The following is a 15,519-nucleotide window of genomic DNA, read 5'->3' on the forward strand; positions in this document are numbered from 1 at the left end:
TCGCCGCCGTCGACGACCGGCTTCCCGCGCAGCCCGTGCTACAGAGCCGGTTCCACCAGGTCGCGGTACCTGCGGGCCACCTCTGCGATGACCTCGTCGAAGTCCGCCGCCCAGACGGCGGCGTTGAAGATCTCCACCTCGACGTCGCCCGCGTAGCCCGTGGCGGCGACCCGCCGGGTCAGCCGGTCGAGGTCGATGGCGCCGTCACCGGGGTAGCCGCGGCCCAGCAGCACGTCCGCCGGCACCGGCGTGAGCCAGTCGCACACCTGGTAGGACGCGATGAGCGGTCCCGCGCGCACGAGCTGCGCGTCGAGGTCCGGGTCCCACCAGACGTGCAGCGCGTCGACGACGACCCCGACGGACGGGTGCCGTTCCGCCAGGTCGAGCGCCTGCGCCAGCGTCGACAGCACGCCGCGGTCCGCGCAGAACACCGGGTGCATGGGTTCCAGCGCGAGCGTCACCCCCGCCCCGGCCGCGTAGCCGGACAGCTCGGCGATCGCGTCCGCGACGCGCTGACGTGCGCCGACGAGGTCCTTGTCGGCCGCCACTCCCCCGACGACCATGACCAACGTCGCGGTGCGCAAGGCGGCGGCCTCGTCGATGGCGCGCCGGTTGTCGTCGAGCGCGGCGCGGTTGTCGGCCGCGGTCAGGAAACCGCCGCGGCACAACGACGACACCCGCAGCCCGGCGTCGGCGACGAGCTTGGCGGTGCGCTCCAGGCCGTGGTCGGCGACGGGCTCGCGCCACAGCCCGATCGACCCGATCCCGTGCCGCACGCAGCCCTCGACGGCCTCGGCGACGGTGGCGCGCTTGACCGTGGCCTGGTTCAGCGAGAGGCGATCCACTGCCGCCACCGCCGTTCCGCGAACTCCGGGTCGAGCACGCCGGCGACCTCGGCGAGCCGCTTCGCCTCGGTGAGGTGCTCGATGCTCCGCGCCGATTCCAGGCCGCCGAGCATGACGAACCGCTCCTGGTGCCCCGCCAGCCACGCGAGGAACACCACGCCGGTCTTGTAGTAGTAGGTCGGCGCGCTGAAGAGGTGGCGCGACAACGGGACCGTGGGCGCCATGATCCGGTGGAACCCGTCGACGTCGCCCCTGGCGAGCTCGGCGAGCGCCTTCGCGGCGACCGGGGCGATCGGGTCGAAGATGCCGAGCAGCGCGTCGCTGTGGCCCTCCTCGTCGCCCGCGATCAGGTCCGGGTAGTGGAAGTCGTCGCCGGTGTAGCAGCGGACGCCGGGCGGCAGCGCGCGCCGCAGGCCGATCTCGTGGTCCGCGTCGAGCAGCGAGACCTTCACGCCGTCCACTTTGTCCGGTCGCGCGCGGATGACCTCCAGGAAGTTCCGGGTGGCCTGGGGGACGTCCGCGGCGCCCCAGTACCCCGCCAGCTGCGGGTCGAACGCGGTGCCGAGCCAGTGCAGGACCACCGGTTCGCTGACGTGGTCGAGCAACGTGCCGTAGACCTTCTCGTAGTCCTCCGGCCCGCGCGCGACGGCGGCCAGCCGGCGCGAGCACATCAGCACGGGCTGGGCGCCCGCCTCCTGGACGACGTCGAGCTGTTCCAGGTAGGCCTCCAGCACCTCGTCGAGGTCCGCCTCACCGGTCAGGTGGTCGGTCGCGACGCCCGCGCAGATCCGCCCGGCCTTCTCGGCGGCGCTGCGGCGGACGAGCTCGGCGGCGGTCGGCCAGTCGAGGCCCATGCCGCGCTGCGCGGTGTCCATCGCCTCCGCGACGCCGAGGCCGTGGGACCAGAGGTGGTGCCGGAACGCGAGGGTCGCGTCCCAGTCCACCGTGCGCCCGTCCTCCGCCACGACGTGTGCCGCGGCGAACACGATCCGTTCACCCCGGTCCCCGCTAGACATCGGCGACCTCCACCCGGCGACCCTCCGAAGAGGACCGCAGCCCGGCCGCGGCCAGCGCGACACCCCGTGCGCCGGCGCGGAAGTCGTGCGGGAACGGCGCGCCGTCGGCGACGTGGCGCAGGAACTCCGCCCACTGCACCTTGAAACCGTTGTCGAAGTCCTCGTTGTCCGGCACCTGCTGCCACTGCTCGCGGAACGGGTGCGCGACCGGCAGGTCCGGGTTCCAGACCGGCTTCGGCGTGGCGGCGCGGGGCTGCACGAAGCACTCCCGCAGCCCCGCGACCGCACTCCCCTCAGTGCCGTCCACTTGGAACTCGACCAGCTCGTCGCGGCGCACGCGCACGCACCACGACGAGTTGATCTGCGCGATCACGCCGTTCTCGATCTCGAAGATCCCGTACGCGGCGTCGTCGGCGGTGGCCTCGTAGGCGTCGCCCTGCTCGTCCCAGCGGGTCGGGATGTGCGTGACGGCCTTGGCGGTGACCGCCTCGACGCGGCCGAAGAGGTCGTGGAGCAGGTAGCTCCAGTGGCAGAACATGTCCGAGACGATGCCGCCGCCGTCCTGCGCGCGGTAGTTCCAGCTGGGGCGCTGCGCGGGCTGCCAGTCGCCTTCGAACACCCAGTAGCCGAACTCGCCGCGCACGCTGAGGATCCGGCCGAAGAAGCCGCCGTCCACCAGCCGCTTGAGCTTGCGGATGCCGGGCAGGTACAGCTTGTCGGCCACGACGCCGTGCCGCACGCCCTTCTCGTCGGCCAGCCGTGCGAGCTCCAGCGCCTCGTCCACCGTCTCCGAGACCGGTTTCTCGGTGTAGACGTGCTTGCCGGCCTCGATCGCCTTGGTGATCGACTCGACGTGCCTCGACGTGACCTGCGAGTCGAAGTAGATCTCCACCGACGGGTCCGCCAGCGCGCTGCCGAGGTCCGTCGTCCACCGCGCGAGGTCGTGGCGTTCGGCGATCTCCTTGACCTTGTCGGCGTTGCGGCCCACGAGGACCGGCTCCACCTTCAGCACGGTCCCGTCCCGCAGGCGCACGCCCTCGTCGCGCAACGGCAGCAGCGACCGGACCAGGTGCTGGCGGTACCCCATCCGCCCGGTGACGCCGTTGACCGCCACTCCGATGGTCCGGACTGCCATCGCACCTCCCTGGACGCAGCGCTGGAAAGCGCTTTCCCGCCACGCTAACGGCGGCACTTCGCGGCCGTCAACCTCCCCGCGAGCTAGTCTCAGCGCTCACAGGCGTGGTGACGGAGGTGGTCGTGTCCGCCCGACAGGTGACGCTCGCCGAGGTGGCGAAGCAGGCGGGTGTGTCGTTGGCGACCGCGTCCCGGGTGCTCAACGGCAGCACTCGGCAGGTGAGCGGTGACCTCAGCGACCGGGTCCTGCGCACGGCGGAGGAGCTCGGCTACGTGCCGAACGCCTCGGCGCAGGCGCTGGCCCGCAACTCGAGCTCCCTCGTCGGCCTGGTCGTGCACGACATCACCGACCCGTACTTCTCGTGCATCGCGGCGGGCGTGACGCGGGTGGCCGAGGCGGCCGGGCTCGTCGTCGTCCTCGGCACGACCGGGCGTCGTCCGGAGCGAGAAGTGGAGCTGCTCTCTACTTTGCGTGCGCATCGGGCGCGTGCGGTGGTGCTGGCGGGATCGCGGACCACGGACCGTGCGTCGCAAGCGAGGCTCGCGGCGGAGATCGAGGCGTTCAGCGAACAGGGCGGGCGGGTCGCGTGCGTGTCGCAGGCGAAGCTCGGCACCGACACGGTCGTGCCCGGCAACCGCGCCGGAGGGCGCGCGCTCGCCCGTGCACTCGCGGAGCTGGGGCACAAGAGGTTCGCCGTGCTGGGCGGACCGACCGAGCTGGTGGTGGCCCGCGACCGGCTGGCCGGGTTCAAGGCGGGGCTCGCCGATGCCGGGATCGCGCCGCCCGTGGTGGTCCACGGGTCGTTCACCCGCGACGGCGGGTACGAGGCCGCGCTGGAGCTGCTGGCGTCGAAGAGCCGGGCGACCTGCGTGTTCGCGGCGACCGACGTGATGGCGATGGGCGCGATGGCGGCGCTGCGCGAACGGGGCGTGCGGGTGCCGGAGGACATGTCGATCGCCGGGTTCGACGACATCCCGACGCTGCGCGACACGGTGCCGGCGCTGTCGACCGTGCGGCTGCCGCTGGAGCGGATGGGCGAGATCGCCGCCGGTCTCGTGCTGGACGGCGGAGGTGACGAGGCCCGCACCGTCCGCGTGGCGGGTGAGGTGGTGCTGCGGGCCTCCACTGCCCACAATTAGACTCGTCGGGCTGTATCACGCACCGAGTCTTGAGGAGTTGAGCCGTCCCCATGGGGTCTGGCCCAGGCTGGCATACCAACCCGGTCCCCCGTTCCGCTGGAGCGCGCAGGTGACCGGAATCCTTCTGAGCGTGCTCGGTCTGGTCGCCGTCGTGGCGCTGACCGCGGGCACCTTCATCGCGGTGGCGGCGGAGTTCTCGCTGACCGCGCTGGAACGCAGCACGGTCGAGCGGCACGTCGCCGAGGTGGGCGACGCGACCGCGCGGACCATCGACCGTGCTCATCGGACGTTGTCCTTCCAGCTCTCCGGCGCCCAGCTCGCCATCACGCTGACCACGCTGATCACCGGCTACATCGCGGAGCCCGCGATCGCCTCGCTGATCGAGCCGGGCCTGACGGCGGTGGGCGTGCCGGAGGCGGTGGCCGACTGGTTGTCGCTGGCGCTGGCGCTCGCGATCGCCACGGCGTTGTCGATGGTGTTCGGCGAGCTCGTGCCGAAGAACCTGGCCATCGCGAAGCCGCTCGAGACCGCGCGCGGGGTCGTCGGCATCCAGGCCGGGTTCTCGACGGTGTTCCGCTGGCTGATCCACGCGATGAACAACTCGGCGAACTGGCTGGTCAGACGCTTCGGCGTCGAGCCGGTCGAGGAGCTCGCGTCCGCGCGGTCGCCCGAGGAGCTGGGCGCGCTGGTCCGGACGTCGGCCGAGCACGGCACGCTGGACCAGGGCACCGCGGTGCTGCTGGACCGGTCGCTGCGCTTCGGCGACCGCACGGCCGGCGAGCTGATGACGCCGCGGGTGCGGGTGGAGGCCCTGCGGGCCGACGCGACCGTCGCGGACCTCGTGCTGAAGGCGCGGGAGACCGGGTTCTCGCGGTTCCCGGTGCACGACGGGTCGCTGGACGACGTGCGCGGGATGGTGCACGTGAAGCAGGCCTTCGCGGTTCCGTCCACTTTGCGCGGTTCGACCCCGTTGTCCGCTTTGACGCGTCCCGTGTACTCGGTGCCCGAGACGCTGGAGGGCGACGCGCTGCTCGACCGGCTGCGCGCGTCCGGGCTGCAGACCGCGCTGGTCGTGGACGAGTACGGCGGCACCGCGGGCATGGTGACGCTGGAGGACGTCGTCGAGGAGATCGTCGGCGACGTGCGCGACGAGCACGACCGCGGCGAGGCGATGCCGGTCCGGTCGCTGGGCAAGGACAGCTGGCTCGTGTCGGGCCTGCTGCGCGACGACGAGGTGGCCGAGGCGACCGGGTTCCGGATGCCGGAGGGCGACTACGAGACGCTGGCCGGCCTGGTGCTGGCGCGGCTCGGGCGGATTCCCGACGTGGGTGACGAGATCCGCGTCGACAGCTGGCGCGTGACCGTGATGAGGATGGACCGCCACCGCGTGGCCGAGCTGCGGGTGGTGACGTCGTGAACTTCCTCTTCGTGCTGTTGCTGCTGGCGGGCAACGCGTTCTTCGTCGGCGCGGAGTTCGCGGTGATCACCGCGCGCCGCGACCGGCTGGAGGCGCTGGCCGACAGGGGTTCCTCCCGCGCCCGCACCGCGATCAAGGCGTCCCAGCAGCTGCCGTTGCTGATCGCGGGCGCGCAGCTGGGCATCACGTTGTGCTCGCTGGCGCTGGGCGCGATCGCCGAACCGACCCTGGCGTCGGTACTGGAGGGTCCCCTCGGGGCCGTCGGGCTGCCGTCTGCCGTGGTGCACGGTGTGGCGTTCGCGGTGGCGTTGGTCATCGTCGTCGCGCTGCACACGATCCTCGGCGAGATGGTGCCGAAGAACCTGGCGATCGCCGGTCCCGAGCGGGCCGCGGTCTGGCTGGTGCCGGTGCACTACGGGTTCTCGCGGATGATCGCGCCGGTGCTGGCGATGTTCACCGCCGTGGGCCGCTGGGTGCTGCGCCGTTTCGGCGTGGAGCCGGTGGACGAGCTGGAGTCGGCCTACACGCCGGACGAGCTGGCGCTGCTGATCGGCCAGTCGCGGTCGGAGGGTCTGCTGGAGGACTCCGAGCACCGCCGACTCGCGCAGACGCTGTCGTCCGCCGAACGCACGGTGGCCGACGTCTTGGTGCCGCTCGACCGGCTGACGACGCTGTCGTCGTCGCCGACCGTGGGTGAGATCGAGTCCGTGGTGGCCACCACCGGGTTCTCGCGGTTCCCGGTGCTGTCCGACGCCGGGCTGATCGGGTACCTGCACGTCAAGGACGTGCTGGACCTGGAGGGCGCGACGACGCCGGTGCCGCGGTCCCGCGTGCGCGGGCTGCCGGAGGTGCCGGCGGACGCGCACCTGGACGAGGCGCTGGCCGCGTTGCGCCGGGCGCAGTCGCACCTCGCCCGCGCGGTGGCCGCTGACGGTGCCGTGCTGGGCGTGGTGGCGCTGGAGGACCTGCTGGAGGAGTACGTGGGCACCGTGCGCGACGGCACCCACGTCCGCTGGGTCTGACTTCTAGGGCGCCGTGCGGATCTCGAGCATGAGACAGCCGGTGTCCGTCCGGTAGGGACCGTGGGGCATTCCGGGCCGGCGACTCGCGAAGTCGCCGGCCCGGAACGTCTTCCCGAGCGTGAGGTCGGTGAGCTCGCCCTCCAGGAGGTAGACCTCCTCGTGGTAGTCGTGCCGGAGCACGCCTTCCGTCAGCAGGCCCGGTTCCCAGCGGGCGATCCGGGTCAGCGTCGAGGTGTCCGGGTCGCGGGACAGGACGCGTTCGGTGACGCCCGGACCGGCCTCGCGCCACGGGACGTCCGCGGCCGGGAAGAACTCGCGTTCGTCGCGCACCTCACAGCCTCCGGTTCGCCAGGACGGGCAGCTTCTCGCGGGCCTCGCGGACCAGGTCGAGGTCCACATCGGACACCAGCGTGCCCGGCGCGCCCTCCAGCCGGTCGCGGACCGTGCCGAGCGGGTCGACGACGGCGCTGCGGCCGATTCCCGTCGGCGCCGAGCCGTGGTCGGCGTCCGGGTCGGCCTGGCCGCAGGCGAGGACCCACGACGTGGCGTCCAGGGCGCGTGCCCTGACCAGCAGGTCCCACTGGTCGGCCTTGCCGGGGCCCGCGCCCCAGGAGGCGCCCAGCAGGATGACCGGGGCGGTGTCGGCGAGCGTGCGGAAGAGTTCGGGGAACCGCACGTCGTAGCAGGTGGCGAGACCGATCGTGGTGCCGTCGACGTCGAACGTGACGGGCTTGCCGCCGGGGGTGACGGTGTCGGACTCGCGGAAGCCGAACGCGTCGAACAGGTGGATCTTGTCGTAGCCGAGGTGCAGGCCGGCGCCGGTGACGAGCGTCGTGTTGGCGACCCTGTCCCCCTCGCCCGGCGTGAACATGCCGGCGACCACGACGACGCCGTGCTCGTCGGCGATCTCGCGGACCGCGGTGGCCCACGGGCCGTCGAGCGGTTCGGCGACCGGGGTCAGCGGAACACCGAAGCGGCACTGGGTGGCCTCGGGGAACTGCACGACGCGCGCACCCTCGTCGGCGGCACTGGCCACCCGGGCGCGCACGGTGGCGAGGTTCTCGCTCGGATCAGCGGTGGAGCTGATCTGGCAGAGCGCGATGCGCATGATCCTCCTCTGGTATACATGTTGTATGCAGGGTGCTGACGGGTTGTCCGGCAGGGACAAGGCCTACGAGTTCCTCAAGGACACCATCCTCGCCGACCCCGAGATGCAGGGGCGGTTCATCAGCGAGCAGGACGTCGCGAACCAGATCGGCGTCTCCCGCACGCCGATCCGCGAGGCCCTGCTGCTGCTCGCGGCCGAGGACCTGGTGCAGCTCGTGCCGAAGAAGGGCGCGTACGTCGCGCCGTTGTCCTCGCGGCAGATCACGGAGCTCATGGAGCTGCGCGGGGTCGTGGAGCGCTACGCGGCCGAACGCACGATGGGCGAGCACACGGTCCCGTTGCGGAAGATGCAGGAGCTCATCGAGCAGCAGCGCGGGCTCGTGGAGGACGCGCGGCAGTTCATCGACGTCGACCGGCAGTTCCACGCGTTGCTGGTCGCGGCGACGGGCAACGAGCTGCTGACGAAGACGTACGAGGGCCTGCGCGCACGGCAGGTGCGCGCGGGCGTGGTCGCGCTGTACCGGGCGCACGGCCGGCAGCAGGCCGTGATCGACGAGCACGACGCGATCGTGGCCGCGCTCGAGTCCGGGGACGTCGGCGCGGCCACCGCGGCGATCACCGCTCACTTGGACACCACGTTGAAGGTGCTGCTCAACGGCTGAGGCTCGTCCTCCTCCCGGGGGTCGCGGCCGAGCTTGAGGCCGACCAGCGTCACCGCGCACGCCACGGTCACGTACAGACCGACGACCACCCACGTGCCGAAGCCCGCCAGCAGCGCGGTGAACAGCAACGGCGCGATGGCACCGCCGATGACGCCGGCGAGCGTGTAGGCGAGCGAGCTGCCGGTGTAGCGCAGGCGTTCGGTGAACTGCTCGGCGATGAACGCGGCCTGCGGGCCGTACATGAAGGCGTGGAAGGCCAGGCCCACCACGACGCCGAGGACGATCAGCGGCACGGACTTCGTGTCGACCAGCGGGAACAGCACGAACGGCCACACCGCGCCGAGGACGGCCGCCGCCGCGTAGAGGCCGCGGCGGTTCACGCGGTCGGACAGCCAGCCGGCCAGCGGCATCAGGAACAGCTGGAAGCACGAGGCGATCAGCACGGCGACGAGGCCGACGTTGCGCGGCAGCTTCAGCTGGGTCGTGAGGTAGGTCAGCACGAACACGGTGTGCAACGCGTAGAGCACGTCCGGGCCGACGCGGCAGAGCACGGCGGCGACCAGCGGCCGGGTCTGCGTGCGGAACACCTCGCTGACCGGCGCGGACGGGCGGTCGCCGCGGGCCTCGATCGCCTTGAAGACCGGCGTCTCCTCCAGCTTGACGCGGATCCACAGGCCGAAGATGACGAGCACCGCGGACAGCAGGAACGCGACGCGCCAGCCCCACGACAGGAACGCGGCGTCGGACAGCGCCACACCGAGCAGCGCGAGCACGCCGTTGGCCATCAGGTTGCCGGCGGGCGGGCCGATCTGGGCGGCGGAGGCCCAGAACCCGCGCTGCGCCGGGTTGCCGTACTCGCTGGACAGCAGCACCGCGCCGCCCCACTCGCCGCCGAGCCCGACGCCCTGCGCGAACCGCAGCAGCACGAGCAGCACACCGGCCGCGGGACCGATCGCGGCGTGCGTCGGCAGCAGCCCGATGAGCAGCGTCGCGATGCCCGTGATCAGCAACGTCGTGACGAGCACGCGTTTGCGGCCGATCTTGTCGCCGAGCCGGCCGAACAGGAACCCGCCGAGCGGCCGCGAGAGGTAGCCGACGGCGTACGTCGAGAACGCGAGCAGCGTGGCGGTGAGCGGTTCCTCGCTGGGGAAGAACAGCGGGCCGAGCACGACGGCCGCGGCGACGTTGTAGATCGCGAAGTCGTACCACTCCAGGGCGGTACCGGAGAGCGAGGCCACGAAGGCGCGCACCAGTGCCGAACGCGGCACGTCCGGAGGTGCGCCCGTCTGAGGTGTTCCTGGCGTTGCTGAAGCAGCGGTCATGCGGTAATACTGCCTGTATACAACTCGTATGCGCAAGGAGTACCGCATGTCTACCGTCCGTACACAGGCCGCCACCCTCCAGTTCGACCTCCCCGACGGCACCGTCGCCGAGGTCGCCGTGACGACCCTGCTCAACGGTGGCTACGCCGGCCGCAGCCAGGAGGACGTGGCCGCTCACGTGCGCGAGCTCGCCGAACTGGGCGTGCCGGCGCCGTCGGTGACGCCGAGCCTCTACCCCGTCTCGCCGTACCTCGCGCAGCAGGCGTCGTCGGTTCCCGCGCAGCACGGGCGGACCTCCGGCGAGGCCGAGTGGGCGGTCGTGGTCACCGAGTCCGACGTCCTGCTGACGGTCGCGTGCGACCACACGGACCGCGCGCTGGAAGTGCACGGCGTCGCGTGGAGCAAGAACGCGGGCCCGGACGTGCTCGGCCGCAAGGCGTGGCGGCTCGCCGACGTGGCGGACCGGGTCGACGAGATCGAGCTGACCGCGTGGGCGGACGGCGTGGAGATCCAGCGCGGCACCCTCGCCGAGCTGCTGACCCCGCAGTACTGGGTGGACCGGCTGAAGGAGCTGGACCTGCTCCGGCCCGGCACCGTGCTGCTGTCCGGCACCATCCCGATGCACCACGGCGTGGACCAGTTCGCGTCGCGGTGGCGCGTCGAGCTGCGCGACCCGGCGACCGGCGACGTCCTCGACTGCGAGTACGAGGTGACCCGGCTGCCCGACCCGATCGGCTGAGCACGCCCGCGGGGAGGCGTTAATCGGGTCGAGCCGCGTGCGGTACCTGCGCTACAAAGTCAGCCATGGAGCTCCGGAGACTGACCGACGGCGACTCGGAAGAGCTGGTCCGGGTCATCACGGAGTCGCTCGCGCACCTTCAGCCGTGGTCGCCGTGGGCGGCCGGCGGGTACGACGCGGCGGCGGCCGCCCGGTTCCTGCGCGAGTCCGCGGAGGAGTGGGAGAACGGGACGGCGTTCCCGCACGCCATCACCGTCGACGGCGCGATCGTCGGCGTGGTGGCGCTGATGCGCCGCGCGCCCGACCTCGCGGAGATCGGGTACTGGCTGCACCCCGCGCACACGGGGCGTGGCCACGCCACCGCCGCCTCCGCGCAGATGGTCGAGCTCGCGTTCGGACTGGGCGGCGTGCGCCGCGTGCAGATCTGGCACGACGAGGCCAACGTGGCGAGCAGCGGTGTGCCGCGGCGGCTCGGGTTCACCGAGGTCGACCGCCGCACACCGGCCCGTGAGCCCGCGATCGGCAACCGCGTCGGGGTGGACGTCGTGTGGGAGCTGCGCCGCTGAGCCCTCAGGAGGCGAGCGCGGCCTTCACCGCGCGGGTGCGGTCGTCGGCCAGCACCTCGTCGTCGCCGTTCTCGATCGCCGTCAGCACCTGGGCGACGAGGTCCTCGGTGCTGATCTTCGGGCCGGTCTGCGCGGCCGCCATGTCGGTGTCGATGAACGCCGAGTGCACCGCGACGACGTGGGTCCCCTGCTCGCGCAGGGCCTCGCGGGCCGAGTTGGTCAGCGACCACGCCGCGGCCTTCGACGCCGCGTAGCCGCGCCAGTCGGGGCGGCCGACGAAGGACAGGATGCTCAAAACGTTGACGAGCGTGCCGCCGCCGTTGGCCTTGAGGATCGGCGCGAAGGCGTCGGTGACGCGGACGATGCCGTAGACGTTCACGTCGAACTCGGCCTGAATGCTGTCGAGCCCCTCGCCCTCGACCAGCACGCCGGCGTTGTTGATCACGACGGAGACGTCGCCGAGCTCCTTGGCCGCCGCCTCGACCTGCGCCTGGTCGGTCACGTCGAGCTGGACCGGGGTGACGCCCTCGTCGGTCACCGACGCCGGGTTGCGCACGCCCGCGTAGACCTTGGCGCCGCGCTTCGCGAACTCGCGGGCGAAGGCGCGGCCCAGTCCGCGGTTGGCGCCGGTCACCAGCACGGCCTTGTCACTGAAGTCCATCACTACCTCCTCAGTTGGTTTCTCCAACCGACCATAGCGCCGTTAGTTGGAGAATCCAACTCACTGCTAGGATGGTCACATGACCCCTCGAAGCTGCTCCATGGCGAACGCGCTGGAGGTCGTGGGCGAGCGCTGGTCGTTGCTGGCGTTGCGCGAGGTCTTCTTCGGCAACACGCGCTTCGACCAGATCGCCGCGAACACCGGCGCGTCGCGGGACGTGCTCACCGTGCGGCTGAAGAAGCTGGTCGCGGCCGGCGTGCTGGAGAAGCGGCAGTACTCCGAGCACCCGCCGCGGCACGAGTACCTGCTGACGGACTCCGGGCGGGCGCTGCACAACGTGATGCTGGCGCTCAAGGAGTGGGGCGACTCCTACGTGACGGAGGGGCCCCTCCCGCTGGTGTGGGAGCACTCGTGCGGGCACGTGCTGGAGCCGCGCGTGGTGTGCGCGCACTGCGGCGAGGGGGCCACGGCCGAGTCGCTGACCCGCGCCGGGGAGCCGACCCACTAGGTTGGGCGGCATGAGCGAGGACGACGAGGACGAGTTCGCCGAGGACGACGAGTTCGAGGACGAGGACGACGCCGACGACCTCTTCGCCGTCACGCCCGAACCGCGCACGGTCTGCCACCTGTGCGGGGGCGCCAGCTACATCGCGGCGCCGACGCTCGCGATCATCGGTGGCGCGCCGCGGACCGTCGACAACGGGCGGGAGTGCCCGCACTGCAACGGCGCGCGGACGTTCACCGGGCTCGTGCCGCCGCTCTAGCGCGGCTGGCGGCGTGCCAGTCGAGGAACTCGGGCACCGACAGCCGGGCCACCTCGTCGCCGACGACGTCCAGCGCCAGGTCCGAGGCCCGCTTGAAGCGCACGCACGCCTTGCCCATGTCGAGCTTCTTGCCCGTGGCGGCCCACCGGGCGCGGAACGACTCCTCGAACTCCTCCATCACCGTGGTCAGGTAGAGGGAGAAGTAGCGCTTCTGCGCGGACAGGGCGACGTAGAGCAGCGGCTTCTTGTTGTACGTCGGACCGCTCACCTCCAGCGGCACCGCGTAGACGACCAGCCCCCAGTCCATCATCTCGACGTAGCCGTCGGGGAGGTTGGCCAGGACGACGTCGCGGACCGCCTCGATCTCGGCGCGCTGGTCGGCGGGCAGCTCGGCGAGGTACTGGGCGACCGTGGAGGCGTTGCTCTTCACCATCCGCGTACGGTATTCGCCCGTGGAGGTCCTGACCCGAGCCCAATGGCACCAATCCCGCGACGCGCACGTCGCCCGCATGCGCCGGTTCACGGGGCCGCACCAGGAACGGAAGCTCCGCAAGGAGAAGCACCCGGTCATGGACTTCCTCTTCACCTACTACAGCCACCGGCCCATCCGGCTCGAACGGTGGCACCCCGGGCCGGGCGTCGTGCTGGAGAACGCCGACGAGTACCTGGAGTTCCCGCACTACACACGGGTCGACGAGGGCGTGACGCTCGACGTCGCGAGCTTCCTCGGCCAGCGCGAGAAGACCTTGGAGTTCGTCCAGGCACTGCTCACGGCCACGTTGGGCAGGCCGGCGCGGCTCGGCTGCTTCGGGCTGCACGAGTGGGCGATGGTCTACCGGCAGCAGCCCGAGGAGGTGCGGCACAACGCGTGGCCGTTGCGCCTGGGCAGCGACGGGACGGACGCCGTGGTCGAGGCCAGCCGCATCCAGTGCGGGCACTTCGACGCGTTCCGGTTCTTCACCCAGCCCGCGCGGCCCCGCAACACCCTGCAGCCGACGCGCGACGACCAGGTGCGCAACGAGCAGCCGGGCTGCCTGCACGCGAACATGGACCTGTTCAAGTGGGCGTACAAGCTGGAGCCCGCCACACCGTCGGACCTGGTGGCCGACTGCTTCGAACTGGCCGCCGACGTGCGCGAGCTCGACATGCGCGCCTCCCCCTACGACCTGGGAGAACTCGGCTACGAGCCGGTGCCGATCGAGACCGCCGAGGGCCGCGCGGAGTACGTTCGGAGGCAGGCCGCGTTCGCCGACCGGGCGCGTCCGTTGCGAGAACAGCTCGTGTCCGTGTGCCAGTCGATACTTGCGGTGACTTCACTTCGCTAGCGAGGTTCACCTGTTAGCGTGACTGGCTGGTCGTCGGGGGCCGCCGCTTAGTAGTTGTGAGGGATCGATGTCTCGACACCGCGCTCTGCGGGCGAAGGTGAAGCGCGGAATCGCCAAGTGGCCCGTGCTGATCGTCGTGTTCGTCGTGCTGATCGGCCTCGGCTGGCTGGTGCTGTCGTGGGCCGGCGGAGTGCTCGACAAGCGCTCCCAGGCGCTGGCCCAGAACTGCAGCGAGGGCGACTCGGTGCTGCGCGTCTCCGCGACCCCGAGCATCGCCGAGGCCGTCGCGGACGTGGCGCGCGCCTACAGCGCGACCCGGCCCGTCGTGTACGACCACTGCATCGCGATCGAGGTGACGTCCGCGGACTCCTCGGCGGTGCTGGACGGCCTGACGACGACGTGGGACGAGCAGAAGCTCGGCAAGCGGCCGCACGCGTGGGTGCCCGACTCGACGCTGTGGGCGAACCGGCTGTCGGCGCTGAACGCGAAGCTGGTGGGCTCGGCACCGAAGTCCGTCGGCACGTCGCCGGTGCTGCTCGCGGCGCCCGAGGCCGCCGCGCCGGTGCTGAAGAACTTCCGCTGGACCGACATGCCCGAGGTCACCGACTGGACCAAGTTCGGCACGAACTGGGGCCGGTTCAGCGTCGCGATGCCCGACCCGGCCACGAACACGGCCTCCGCGCTCGCCATCCAGTCCGCGCTCGCCGACGGCAAGGGCCCGGTGACGGCGGAGTCGCTCGGCTCGGACGCCGCGAAGGCGAAGCTGTCGAAGCTCGCGGCCGCCGTGCCGCCGGAGGTCCCGCCGACGACGCGGGACGCGTTGGGGCGGTTGGGGGACAGCGCGACGGTCAACGCCGCGGGCTTCTCCGTGACGCCGGTGTCCGAAGTGGACCTGTTCAAGCACAACACCGGCAAGGAGGCGCCGTCCAAGCCGCTCGTGGGCGTGCTGCCCGCCGGGCCGGTGCCGGTGGCGGACTTCCCGTACGTGGCGCTCGGCGGGTCCGAGGTCGGCGAGGCGGAAGTCCGTGCGGCGCAGTCGTTCCGCGACTTCATGACCGAGCCGTCGTCGCAGGCGATCCTCGCGAAGGGCGGGTTGCGCGTCGAGTCCACCCAGGACCGTCCGACGCCGTCGCCGGGCGTGTCGTGGTCGCCCGTCACCGAGAACCTGGTGGCCGCCGACGCGACGACGACGCAGCAGATCTCCTCGGCGTGGACCTCCGCGGACCGCGGCGGGCAGGTCGTGACGGTGCTGGCGGACGTGTCGACATCGATGAAACCCCGGCTGGACAAGGTGAAGGCGGCGCTGCGCGGCCAGATCGACAGGTCGGTGTCGGGGTCGTTCGGCCTGTGGGAGTTCGCGCGCTCGCTCGACGGCGCCAAGCCCTACAAGCAGCTCGTCGGCACGGCGCCGGTGACGGAGAAGCGGGACGCGCTGAAGCGGGCCGTCGACGGCCTGAAGACCGCGGAGGGCTCGCAGCTCTACACGTCGCTGGCGGCGTGCTACGAGGCGGCGCACGACGGGTTCGTGGCGGGACGCGTGAACCGGGTCGTGGTGATCACGGACGGCACCTCGGACGGCGGCATCGACCTCGCCGCGCTGAAGTCGCAGCTGCACGGCAAGGACCTGGCGGTCAGCTTCATCGCGATCGGCGGCGAGGTGGACCGGGCGGCGCTGACCGACATCGCGCAGGTCACCGGCGGGTCGGTGTCGGTGGTGGAGAACGTGGACGGCGTGGAGGCGGCGCTCGGCCAGGTGCTGTCGACGAAAGCCTGACCGCGGGAACCCCGGCGCCACCGGC

18 protein-coding genes are annotated in these 15,519 nt (G+C 71.7%); 10 read left to right on the top strand and 8 right to left on the bottom strand.

All coding sequences use genetic code 11. The annotated features are described in order from the left end of the window. Positions 1-38 precede the first annotated feature (38 nt). From VF330_RS39255 to VF330_RS39265, 3 genes are read right to left on the bottom strand one after another with little or no spacing between them, the layout of a single operon-like run. On the bottom strand, positions 39-845 hold the full coding sequence (locus VF330_RS39255; protein WP_330856821.1) for a sugar phosphate isomerase/epimerase: 807 nt from the start codon (positions 843-845) through the stop codon (positions 39-41). Continuing rightward, complete coding sequence (locus VF330_RS39260; RefSeq protein ID WP_330856822.1) at positions 827-1,861, bottom strand: dihydrodipicolinate synthase family protein; 1,035 nt, start codon at positions 1,859-1,861, stop codon at positions 827-829. Before VF330_RS39260 ends, VF330_RS39255 begins: the two co-directional genes overlap by 19 nt. Further along, positions 1,854-2,996, bottom strand: coding sequence for a Gfo/Idh/MocA family oxidoreductase (locus tag VF330_RS39265; RefSeq protein ID WP_330856823.1), 1,143 nt, complete (start codon positions 2,994-2,996; stop codon positions 1,854-1,856). The genes VF330_RS39260 and VF330_RS39265 overlap by 8 nt, the downstream gene beginning before the upstream one ends. A gap of 122 nt (positions 2,997-3,118) precedes the next feature. On the opposite strand from VF330_RS39265, the gene VF330_RS39270 reads away from it, so the two are divergent. The 3 genes from VF330_RS39270 (at position 3,119) to VF330_RS39280 (ending at position 6,574) form a co-directional block, all read left to right on the top strand. After that, complete coding sequence (locus VF330_RS39270; RefSeq protein ID WP_330856824.1) at positions 3,119-4,135, top strand: LacI family DNA-binding transcriptional regulator; 1,017 nt, start codon at positions 3,119-3,121, stop codon at positions 4,133-4,135. Between the two features lie 109 nt (positions 4,136-4,244). Then, a complete protein-coding gene (locus VF330_RS39275) occupies positions 4,245-5,552 on the top strand; it encodes a hemolysin family protein (protein WP_330856825.1) in 1,308 nt (435 codons plus the stop codon). After that, positions 5,549-6,574 carry a hemolysin family protein gene (locus tag VF330_RS39280; protein ID WP_330856826.1) on the top strand — a complete coding sequence of 342 codons (1,026 nt, stop codon included), beginning with the start codon at positions 5,549-5,551 and terminating at the stop codon, positions 6,572-6,574. Before VF330_RS39275 ends, VF330_RS39280 begins: the two co-directional genes overlap by 4 nt. Positions 6,575-6,577: 3 nt before the next feature. Here the strand turns inward: VF330_RS39280 and VF330_RS39285 are convergent, their stop codons facing one another. Then, positions 6,578-6,904, bottom strand: a complete 327-nt coding sequence (locus tag VF330_RS39285; protein ID WP_330856827.1) for a cupin domain-containing protein — start codon at positions 6,902-6,904, stop codon at positions 6,578-6,580. Between the two features lies 1 nt (position 6,905). Then, complete coding sequence (locus VF330_RS39290; RefSeq protein WP_330856828.1) at positions 6,906-7,682, bottom strand: carbon-nitrogen hydrolase family protein; 777 nt, start codon at positions 7,680-7,682, stop codon at positions 6,906-6,908. 25 nt (positions 7,683-7,707) lie between these two features. Here VF330_RS39290 and VF330_RS39295 point away from each other — a divergent pair, with 25 nt between their 5' ends. Then, entirely contained in the window at positions 7,708-8,343 is a 636-nt protein-coding gene (locus VF330_RS39295; protein ID WP_330856829.1) for a GntR family transcriptional regulator, read from the top strand. Here VF330_RS39295 and VF330_RS39300 read toward each other — a convergent pair. Next, positions 8,304-9,665, bottom strand: coding sequence for an MFS transporter (locus tag VF330_RS39300; RefSeq protein WP_330856830.1), 1,362 nt, complete (start codon positions 9,663-9,665; stop codon positions 8,304-8,306). The genes VF330_RS39295 and VF330_RS39300 overlap by 40 nt on opposite strands. A 46-nt stretch (positions 9,666-9,711) precedes the next feature. Here VF330_RS39300 and VF330_RS39305 point away from each other — a divergent pair, with 46 nt between their 5' ends. Beyond that, on the top strand, positions 9,712-10,404 hold the full coding sequence (locus VF330_RS39305; protein ID WP_330856831.1) for a DUF2848 domain-containing protein: 693 nt from the start codon (positions 9,712-9,714) through the stop codon (positions 10,402-10,404). A gap of 65 nt (positions 10,405-10,469) precedes the next feature. Continuing rightward, entirely contained in the window at positions 10,470-10,970 is a 501-nt protein-coding gene (locus tag VF330_RS39310; protein WP_330856832.1) for a GNAT family protein, read from the top strand. Between the two features lie 4 nt (positions 10,971-10,974). Here the strand turns inward: VF330_RS39310 and VF330_RS39315 are convergent, their stop codons facing one another. Then, positions 10,975-11,631, bottom strand: a complete 657-nt coding sequence (locus VF330_RS39315; RefSeq protein WP_330856833.1) for an SDR family oxidoreductase — start codon at positions 11,629-11,631, stop codon at positions 10,975-10,977. Positions 11,632-11,710: 79 nt separating this feature from the next. Between VF330_RS39315 and VF330_RS39320 the strand changes: the two genes are divergently transcribed. Both VF330_RS39320 and VF330_RS39325 read left to right on the top strand, forming a co-directional pair. Then, complete coding sequence (locus VF330_RS39320; RefSeq protein WP_330856834.1) at positions 11,711-12,139, top strand: helix-turn-helix domain-containing protein; 429 nt, start codon at positions 11,711-11,713, stop codon at positions 12,137-12,139. 10 nt (positions 12,140-12,149) lie between these two features. Next, positions 12,150-12,395: a hypothetical protein gene (locus tag VF330_RS39325; protein ID WP_330856835.1), complete on the top strand. Its 246-nt coding sequence runs from the start codon at positions 12,150-12,152 to the stop codon at positions 12,393-12,395. Here the strand turns inward: VF330_RS39325 and VF330_RS39330 are convergent. Further along, complete coding sequence (locus tag VF330_RS39330) at positions 12,370-12,828, bottom strand: DUF1801 domain-containing protein (RefSeq protein WP_330856836.1); 459 nt, start codon at positions 12,826-12,828, stop codon at positions 12,370-12,372. The genes VF330_RS39325 and VF330_RS39330 overlap by 26 nt on opposite strands. Positions 12,829-12,904: 76 nt before the next feature. Here VF330_RS39330 and VF330_RS39335 point away from each other — a divergent pair, with 76 nt between their 5' ends. Next, complete coding sequence (locus tag VF330_RS39335; RefSeq protein WP_330856855.1) at positions 12,905-13,720, top strand: 3-methyladenine DNA glycosylase; 816 nt, start codon at positions 12,905-12,907, stop codon at positions 13,718-13,720. 67 nt (positions 13,721-13,787) lie between these two features. Further along, positions 13,788-15,494: a substrate-binding domain-containing protein gene (locus VF330_RS39340; RefSeq protein WP_330856837.1), complete on the top strand. Its 1,707-nt coding sequence runs from the start codon at positions 13,788-13,790 to the stop codon at positions 15,492-15,494. Positions 15,495-15,519: the final 25 nt, after the last annotated feature.

The organism is Lentzea sp., assembly GCF_036380075.1.
Lineage (GTDB): Bacteria > Actinomycetota > Actinomycetes > Mycobacteriales > Pseudonocardiaceae > Lentzea.